Source organism: Delftia sp. ZNC0008 (assembly GCF_000799035.1).
GTDB classification, from domain to species: domain Bacteria; phylum Pseudomonadota; class Gammaproteobacteria; order Burkholderiales; family Burkholderiaceae_C; genus Comamonas; species Comamonas tsuruhatensis.
In genome coordinates this window covers 1-7,516 of the sequence record NZ_JTKZ01000529.1, presented here as the reverse complement: position 1 = coordinate 7,516, position 7,516 = coordinate 1, and the positions used below count along the sequence as shown (strand labels likewise).

Here is a 7,516-nt window from a genome sequence, read left to right as displayed (position 1 = left end):
AGTCGTCTCGGCGGCTCAGCGTGTAGTACAGGTGCAGCAGCTCCAGATAGGCCAGCGGCGAGGAATCCTCATGCGTGGCGATGTGCGAGCGCAGCAGCTCGATGGCCTGCTGGTGCTCGCCCACCGAGATGAAGAATTCCGCCTGCTGCTGCACGTCGAACATTTCGCCGGGCTGCACCATGCGCCGGGCCTTGATGGCCTCGGGCGCAGGCGAGCGCGCTGCGGTCTTCTCGCCCTCCGGCTCGGGCAGCTCGGCCTGCACGGACACAGGCACGGGAATGGTGGCCGGGCCGAAATCGCCGGGGTCCACGTCCTCATGCAGCTCGTACGTCACGCCAGGGCGCATCTGCGCGCCGCGCTGCACATAGGGCGAGGCCAGGGTATCCGGGCCACGGCGATCATCGGGCGACGGCGCAGGCCGGTGTTCACGCAGGCTGGGTGCCATGGGGCGCGTGGGCCGATGGGGGTCCAGGGAATGCGGCAGGGTGTTGATCCCGTCATCGTGCGAATGCGGCGGGCTCGACGGCACGGGGTCCTGCGACGAACGCTCCACCGATTCCCGCCAGGCATCCGGCTCGCGCGAGAACAGCGAGGCGCCCGAGCGCATTTTCCAGGCCATCCATGCGATCACGGCCACGGCGGCGATCAGCGCCAGCAGCAGCGCATTGAACAGCCACGACGAGCCGCCCGACTCCTGGCGCATGGCCTCCAGTTCGGCCCGTAGCTGGGCCAGTTGCCCACGGTCGGCGGTGTCGCGCTTCTTGAAGGCCGCCATTTCGGCCTCCAGCGCCTGCACGCGCTTGTTGGCCTCGGCCAGCTGCTCGCTGCCCGCATCGAACATGGGAGCCGCAGATGCGGCGGCGCCCTCGGGTGTCCCGGCTGCGCCAGCGGCGCCCGGGGTGCCGCCCGTGCCCAGCCATTCCTCCACCGGCTCCATGCGCAGGCGCGGTTCTATGCGCAGGCCCGCCTGCAACTGCCCGGCCTGGGCCTGGGCGGTCACGCCCACGGGCGGCCTGGATTTCTCGGCCGCCGCCTTGGGTTTGGCCTGGGGCCTTGGCTGTGTCTTTGGCTTGGACTGGGGTTTCGGTTCCTTGGCAACGGGCACCGCTGCGGGCCCGGAATCGGCCCGGGCGCTGCGGCCAGCGGCCGGGCGGGAGGAAGTCGAAGATGGGTCGGAAGCAGCACCCGCTGCACCTGCAGCACCTGCTGCACCGGCACCCGCGGCCGCCAGCGCCGGCTGGGCTGCCGCCAGTTCCCGCACATTGATGGGCTGATTGCCCGTGGCATCCACCGACTCGGGCAGCTGCGCCAGCAGCGTATAGCTGCGGCTGATGCCGCCGCCTTCGCAGCCGGCCCAGAGCTTGAGCGTCACCACGGGCTCGTCCACCGTGTAGCTGGCCTGCACACGAACGGCCTTGCCCGATGTGGTCGGGCTGACGCGCACACGCGAGGATTCGATGGGCCTGTCACCGGCCAGCAGCTCGGCGCGCACGCAGGAGCTGCCGGCGTCATTTCCGCTATCGGGCTGCAAGCCCACCACCAGGTCGAACGGAGCGCCCAGCACCACGTTGCCCCGGGGACTGCCCAACGACAATGCGGACGCGTTCCAGGCCATGGAGGACAGGGCGACGCCGAGAATGGTGCTACAAATTCTCACATCAGCCTTTCTTTGAACGCTTGCATTTTTGCATAGACACCTGTAGGACACCTCCTCTATGTACATGATCCAAAACAACATTTCTCCTATCAGGAACGTCGGCTTGATAGGCGCAGGCATCATGGGGCAAGGCATCGCCCAGCTGGCCGCCCAGGCAGGCGCCGGCGTGCTGCTGCAGGACGCTCGCCCGGGCGCTGCCGCGCAAGCGCAGCAACAGCTGTTTGCGCTGTGGGACCTGCTTGAGAAGAAACAAAAAATAACAAGTGAGCAGGCCGCAGATTGCAAGGCCCGGGTGACGGTGGCGGACGGTCTCGATGCGTTCAGGAACTGCGACCTGGTGATCGAGGCCATCGTCGAGCGCATGGACGCCAAGCAGGCGCTGCTGCGCGAGCTGGAGGCCATCGTTGCGCCCGGGACCCTCATCGCCAGCAATACCTCGGCCCTGTCCATCACCACGCTGGCCACGGCGCTCGAGCACCCGCAGCGCTTTGCCGGCTTTCACTTCTTCAACCCGGCGCCGCTGATGAAGGTGGTGGAGATCGTGCGCGGCCTGGCCACGGACGAGGCCACCTGCGCCACGCTGACGCAGTTCGCGCGCAGCTTCGGCCACACGCCCGTGCGCGCGCAGGACACGCCGGGTTTCCTGGTCAACCACCTGGGCCGAGGCTATGTGACCGAGGCGCTGCGCATCGTGCAGGAAGGCATTGCCGACTTCGCCACCATCGACCGCATCCTGCGCGAGCAAGTGGGCTTCAAGCTCGGCCCGTTCGAGCTGATGGATCTCACCGGCCTGGATGTCACCCATGCCGTGATGGAGCACATCTACCACCAGTACTACCAGGAGCCGCGCTACCGCCCCAGCCCCATTGCCGCGCAGCGCGTGGCGGCCGGCCTGCTGGGCCGCAAGACCGGCCAGGGCTTTTACCGCTATGCCGAAGGCCGCGCCGAGCAGCCTGCCGAGCCTGCCGTGCCGCAGGTGCAGACGCTGCCCCCGGTCTGGGTGTCGGCACGCGCGGCCCGGCGCAACGAGATCTACCAGTTGCTCAAGAGCCTGGGCGCGCGCATTGAAACCGCGCAGGCACCGACCGAGCAGGCCTTGATCCTGGTGGCGCCGCTGGGCCTGGACGTGACCACGGTGGCTGCCGTGGAGCGGCTGGACTGCACGCGCACCATGGGCATCGACATGCTGCTGGCCGACGCCGACACGCGCCGCCGCGTGCTGGCCACCACGCCGGCCACGCGCACCGACATGCGCGATGCCGCCCATGCGCTTTTTGCGAGCGACGGCAAGGCCGTCAGCGTGATCCGCGACAGCGGCGGCTTCGTCACGCAGCGCGTGGTGGGCTCCATCGTCAACATCGCCAGCGACATCTGCCAGCAGGGCATCGGCAGCCCGGCCGACCTGGAAAAGGCCGTGACCCTGGGCCTGGGCTATCCCATGGGCCCGCTGGCCATGGGCGACCGCTGGGGCCCCACCAACATGCTGGAGGTCCTGTTCAACCTGCAGACCGTCTACGGCGATCCGCGCTACCGCCCCAGCCCCTGGCTGCGCCGCCGTGGCGCGCTGGGGCTGAGCCTCACGCACGAGGAGCCATAAGCCCTGCAAAGCCGGCGACCCGATGCACGACGGGTCGCCTTTTTTTCGCCGCCCTGCCCCGTTTTCGGCAGGCCCAGACACCGAAGTGACAGGCCCGCCGGCGGCATGCTGCGCCGCGGCGGTCCCACACGCGACAATGTGACCGTCATCAGTCACGCAAAAGACAGGCCATGGACGACCCGATTCTTACCATCGAAGAACGTGAAGCGATCAATTCCGGTCGCTGGTTTTCATCACTTTCTCCATCGCTTCGGCACGACATTCTTCGATGCGCTTACGTCAAACGGTTCAAAGATGGCACGCTCATCTGCGCACGCGGAGAACCGCCCGAGGAATGGATCGCCTGCGCCCGGGGTGCGGTGCGCGTGAGCTCGACCTCGATCACGGGCAAGCAGATCACGCTGGACTACGTGGAGCCGGGCATCTGGTTCGGCGACGTGGCCATCCTGGATGGGGACAAGCGCACGCACGATGCCTATGCGCACGGCGAGACCACGCTGCTGTGCGTGTCCAAGACCGACTTCAAGAAAATCCTGTCCATGCATGTGGAGTTCTCGGAAGCCATGCTGCGCCTGCATGCACGGCGCATCCGCCAGCTCTACGGCCTGGTCGAGGACCTCAACACCCTGCCGCTGCGCGCGCGCCTGGCCAAGCAGCTGCTGCACCTGGTGCGCAGCTATGGCGTGACCAGCCTGTCGGATGGCAGCGAGATCCGCATCGGCCTGCACCTGGCGCAGGAGGAACTGGCGCAGTTGCTGGGCGCCTCGCGCCAGCGCGTGAACCAGGAACTCAAGGCCATGGAGCGCGAGAACGCCATCCGCATCGAGCCGGGCGGCCTGGTAGTCTGCGACCGCGACACGCTGCTGCGCATCGCCGCGCCCGACGCCTGAACCTGCGCGGCCCGCGCCGCGCCCTTTTCCCTGCCACATCCCTCCCACCGACCGGACGTTCGCGCCGGCCGGTGCCTTACCGCGCCCGTGCCGCGCGGCCGCACCCCTTTCTAGAACCGGTTTCCGAACCGATCACAGGACTGACTGCCCCATGAGCACTTTCGACCATTTCGTAGGCACGCGCCCCGTCTCCGACCAGCACGCATTCGACGTGCCCGCGCTCACCGCCTGGATGCAGGGCCATGTGCAGGGCTTTGCCGGCCCGCTGCAGGTGGAGATGTTCAAGGGCGGCCAGTCCAATCCCACCTACAAGCTGATCACCCCGGGACGCAGCTACGTGATGCGTTCCAAGCCCGGCCCCGTGGCCAAGCTGCTGCCCTCGGCCCATGCCATCGAGCGCGAGTTCCGCGTGATGAAGGGCCTGGCCGGCACCGACGTGCCCGTGCCCCACATGTATGCGCTGTGCGAGGACGAATCCATCATCGGCCGCGCCTTCTACATCATGGAGTGCATGGAAGGCCGCGTGCTCTGGGACCAGTCCCTGCCCGGCATGGAGCCGGCCCAGCGCGCCGCCATCTACGATGAGATGAACCGCGTGATCTCGGCCCTGCACACCGTGGACTTCGCGGCCCAGGGCCTGGCCGACTACGGCAAGAGCGGCAACTACTTCGAGCGCCAGATCGGCCGCTGGAGCAAGCAGTACGTGGCCTCGGTCACCCAGCCCATCCCCGAGATGGACCAGCTCATGCAATGGCTGCCCGCCCACATGCCGGCCAGCGCGCTGGATGCCTCGCGCGTGTCCATCGTGCACGGCGACTTCCGCCTGGACAACCTCATGTTCCACCCCACCGAGCCGCGCGTCATCGCCGTGCTGGACTGGGAGCTGTCCACCCTGGGCCACCCGCTGGCCGACTTCAGCTACCACTGCATGAGCTGGCACATCCCCGCCACGCTGGGCCGGGGCATCGCAGGCAAGGACCTGGCGGCCCTGGGCATTCCGGGCGAAGAGGAATACATCCGCCGCTACTGCGAGCGCACGGGCCTCAAGGACGTGGACACGCTGCGCGCCGACTGGAACTTCTACATGGCCTACAACATGTTCCGCATCGCGGCCATCCTGCAGGGCATTGCCAAGCGCGTGGAGGCCGGCACGGCCTCCAGCGCCCAGGCCAAGGCCTCCGGCGACACGGCCCGGCCCATGGCCGAGCTTGCCTGGTCCTTCGCCCAGCGCAGCTGAGCCATCCAGACCAGCCCCCAACACTCACCGATCACCCCGTTTCCACCACAAGCGACAAGCCAAGAGAAGGAGCGCATCCATGGACTTTGAATATTCGCCCAAGACCAAGGACCTGCAGGAACGCCTGCTGAAGTTCATGGACGAGCACATCTATCCCGGCGAAAAGGACTATGCCGCCGAGATGGAAGCCAACACCGCCGCAGGCAAGCGCTGGACGCCGCTGCAGACCATCGAGAAGCTCAAGGTCAAGGCCCGGGAGCAAGGCCTGTGGAACCTGTTCCTGCCCGTGGACAGCGCCGAGGCCGCAGGCTACAAGGGCGGCGGCCTGACCAACCAGGAATACGCGCCGCTGGCCGAGATCATGGGCCGCGTGCCATGGTCCAGCGAGGTGTTCAACTGCTCTGCGCCCGACACCGGCAACATGGAGACCATTGCGCGCTACGGCAGTACCGAACTCAAGGAGCGCTGGCTCAAGCCGCTGCTGGACGGCAAGATCCGCTCGGCCTTCGCCATGACCGAGCCCGAGGTGGCCTCCTCCGACGCCACCAACATCTGCACCCGCATCGAGCGCCAGGGCGACGAGTACGTGATCAACGGCCACAAGTGGTGGATCTCGGGTGCCGGCGATCCGCGCTGCCAAGTCTTCATCACCATGGGCAAGACCGACCCCGACGCGCCCAAGCACTCGCAGCAGAGCATGATCATCGTGCCCGGCGACGCGCCCGGCATCCGCATCGTGCGCCCGCTCAACGTCATGGGCTATGACGACGCGCCGCACGGCCACATGGAGATGTACTTCGAGAACGTGCGCGTGCCCGTGGGCAACATCCTGCTGGGCGAGGGCCGTGGCTTTGAGATCGCCCAGGGCCGCCTCGGTCCCGGCCGCATCCACCACTGCATGCGCCTGATCGGCCTGGCCGAGCGCGCGCTGGAGCTGATGTGCAAGCGCGCCAGCTCGCGCATCGCCTTCGGCAAGAGCGTGGCCCAGCAGACCGTGACGCAGGAACGCATCGCCGAGGCACGCTGCCGCATCGACATGGCGCGCCTGCTCACGCTCAAGGCCGCCTGGCTGATGGACATCGCCGGCAACAAGGTGGCACGCAGCGAGATCGCCATGATCAAGGTGGTGGCCCCCAGCATGGCCTGCCAGGTCATCGACTGGGCCATGCAGGTGCACGGCGGCGGCGGCATGAGCGACGACTTCCCGCTGGCCAGCGCCTACGCCCACGCGCGCACGCTGCGCTTTGCCGACGGCCCGGACGAAGTGCACCGCAACGCCATCGCCAAGTGGGAGCTGGGCAAGTACGGCGCCTACGGCAAGGATGCCGGCGTGCCCATCACGCGCGGCAGCTGAGCAGGCTTCAAGCCTGAGGCCTGGGCCGCACACCCGGCAGGACCGGGTGGCGGCCCTGGCCCTTCCCTCTCAGCCAGGTGGCAATGCCTCCTGGCTTTTTTGTGCCTGCCTTTCCGGCATTTCAGCGCCCATGGCAGGCGCCTCCCACCCCCCGCCCAGCGCGCGGTACAGCGCCACGCGCGCCTGCAGCTGCAGCAGGCGCTGCAGCACGGCCTCGTCCTGGGCCGCGTACAGCGTGGTCTGGGCCTGCAGCAGGGACAGCAGGCTTTCCGCCCCGGCCTTGTAGCGCAGTTCGGCCAGCGACACGGCCTGGCGGGCCTGGGCCAGCACCTCGGCCTGGGCCTCGGCCTGGGCCTTCAGGCCGTGGACGGCGTTGAGCGCCAGGTCCACATCGCCATAGGCCGCGACGATGGACTTGTAATAGCCGGCCAGCAGCTCCTCGCGCCGGGCCTGGGCGCCATCGCGCTCGGCCACCAGACGACCGCCGTCGAAGATGGGGCCGGCGAGGCCGGCCAGCAGCGAATAGACCGGCTCGCGCAGCCAGTCGCTGGCGCGCCCAGCGCTGGTGCCTGCACTGCCCGTGAGGGTCAGCCGGGGCCACAGCGCCGCGCGGGCGGCCTGCAGGTTGGCGCTGGCGGCGGTCAGTTGCGCCTCAGCACTGGCAATGTCAGGGCGGCGCTGCAGCAGCTGCGTGGGCAGGCCTGCGCCGATCTCGGGCAGCTGCAGGGCCTGCAGCGAATCCGTGGCCAGCGCGGGGCGGCGGGCCTGGCCCAGCAGCACG

General features: G+C 68.3%; 5 protein-coding genes and 1 pseudogene. 4 read left to right on the top strand and 2 right to left on the bottom strand.

From position 1 onward, the window contains the following. Positions 1–1,615 (bottom strand): annotated as a pseudogene (locus tag L995_RS17820) (type IV pilus assembly protein FimV); the annotation flags it as partial. Between the two features lie 100 nt (positions 1,616–1,715). On the opposite strand from L995_RS17820, the gene L995_RS17815 reads away from it, so the two are divergent. From L995_RS17815 to L995_RS17800, 4 genes are all read left to right on the top strand, one after another. Continuing rightward, positions 1,716–3,254, top strand: coding sequence for a 3-hydroxyacyl-CoA dehydrogenase (locus tag L995_RS17815; RefSeq protein ID WP_052195825.1), 1,539 nt, complete (start codon positions 1,716–1,718; stop codon positions 3,252–3,254). Positions 3,255–3,424: 170 nt separating this feature from the next. Continuing rightward, the gene (locus tag L995_RS17810; RefSeq protein WP_012205125.1) at positions 3,425–4,144 is read left to right on the top strand and encodes a Crp/Fnr family transcriptional regulator; all 720 of its coding nucleotides are present in this window, start codon (positions 3,425–3,427) and stop codon (positions 4,142–4,144) included. Between the two features lie 151 nt (positions 4,145–4,295). Next, the gene (locus L995_RS17805; RefSeq protein ID WP_013802790.1) at positions 4,296–5,381 is read left to right on the top strand and encodes a phosphotransferase; all 1,086 of its coding nucleotides are present in this window, start codon (positions 4,296–4,298) and stop codon (positions 5,379–5,381) included. A gap of 79 nt (positions 5,382–5,460) precedes the next feature. Beyond that, positions 5,461–6,735: an acyl-CoA dehydrogenase family protein gene (locus L995_RS17800; RefSeq protein ID WP_016446718.1), complete on the top strand. Its 1,275-nt coding sequence runs from the start codon at positions 5,461–5,463 to the stop codon at positions 6,733–6,735. Between the two features lie 69 nt (positions 6,736–6,804). On the opposite strand, the gene L995_RS17795 is transcribed toward L995_RS17800, so the two are convergent. Further along, positions 6,805–7,516 (bottom strand): TolC family protein (locus L995_RS17795; RefSeq protein WP_047472832.1); only part of this gene is annotated, 712 nt, incomplete at its 5' end.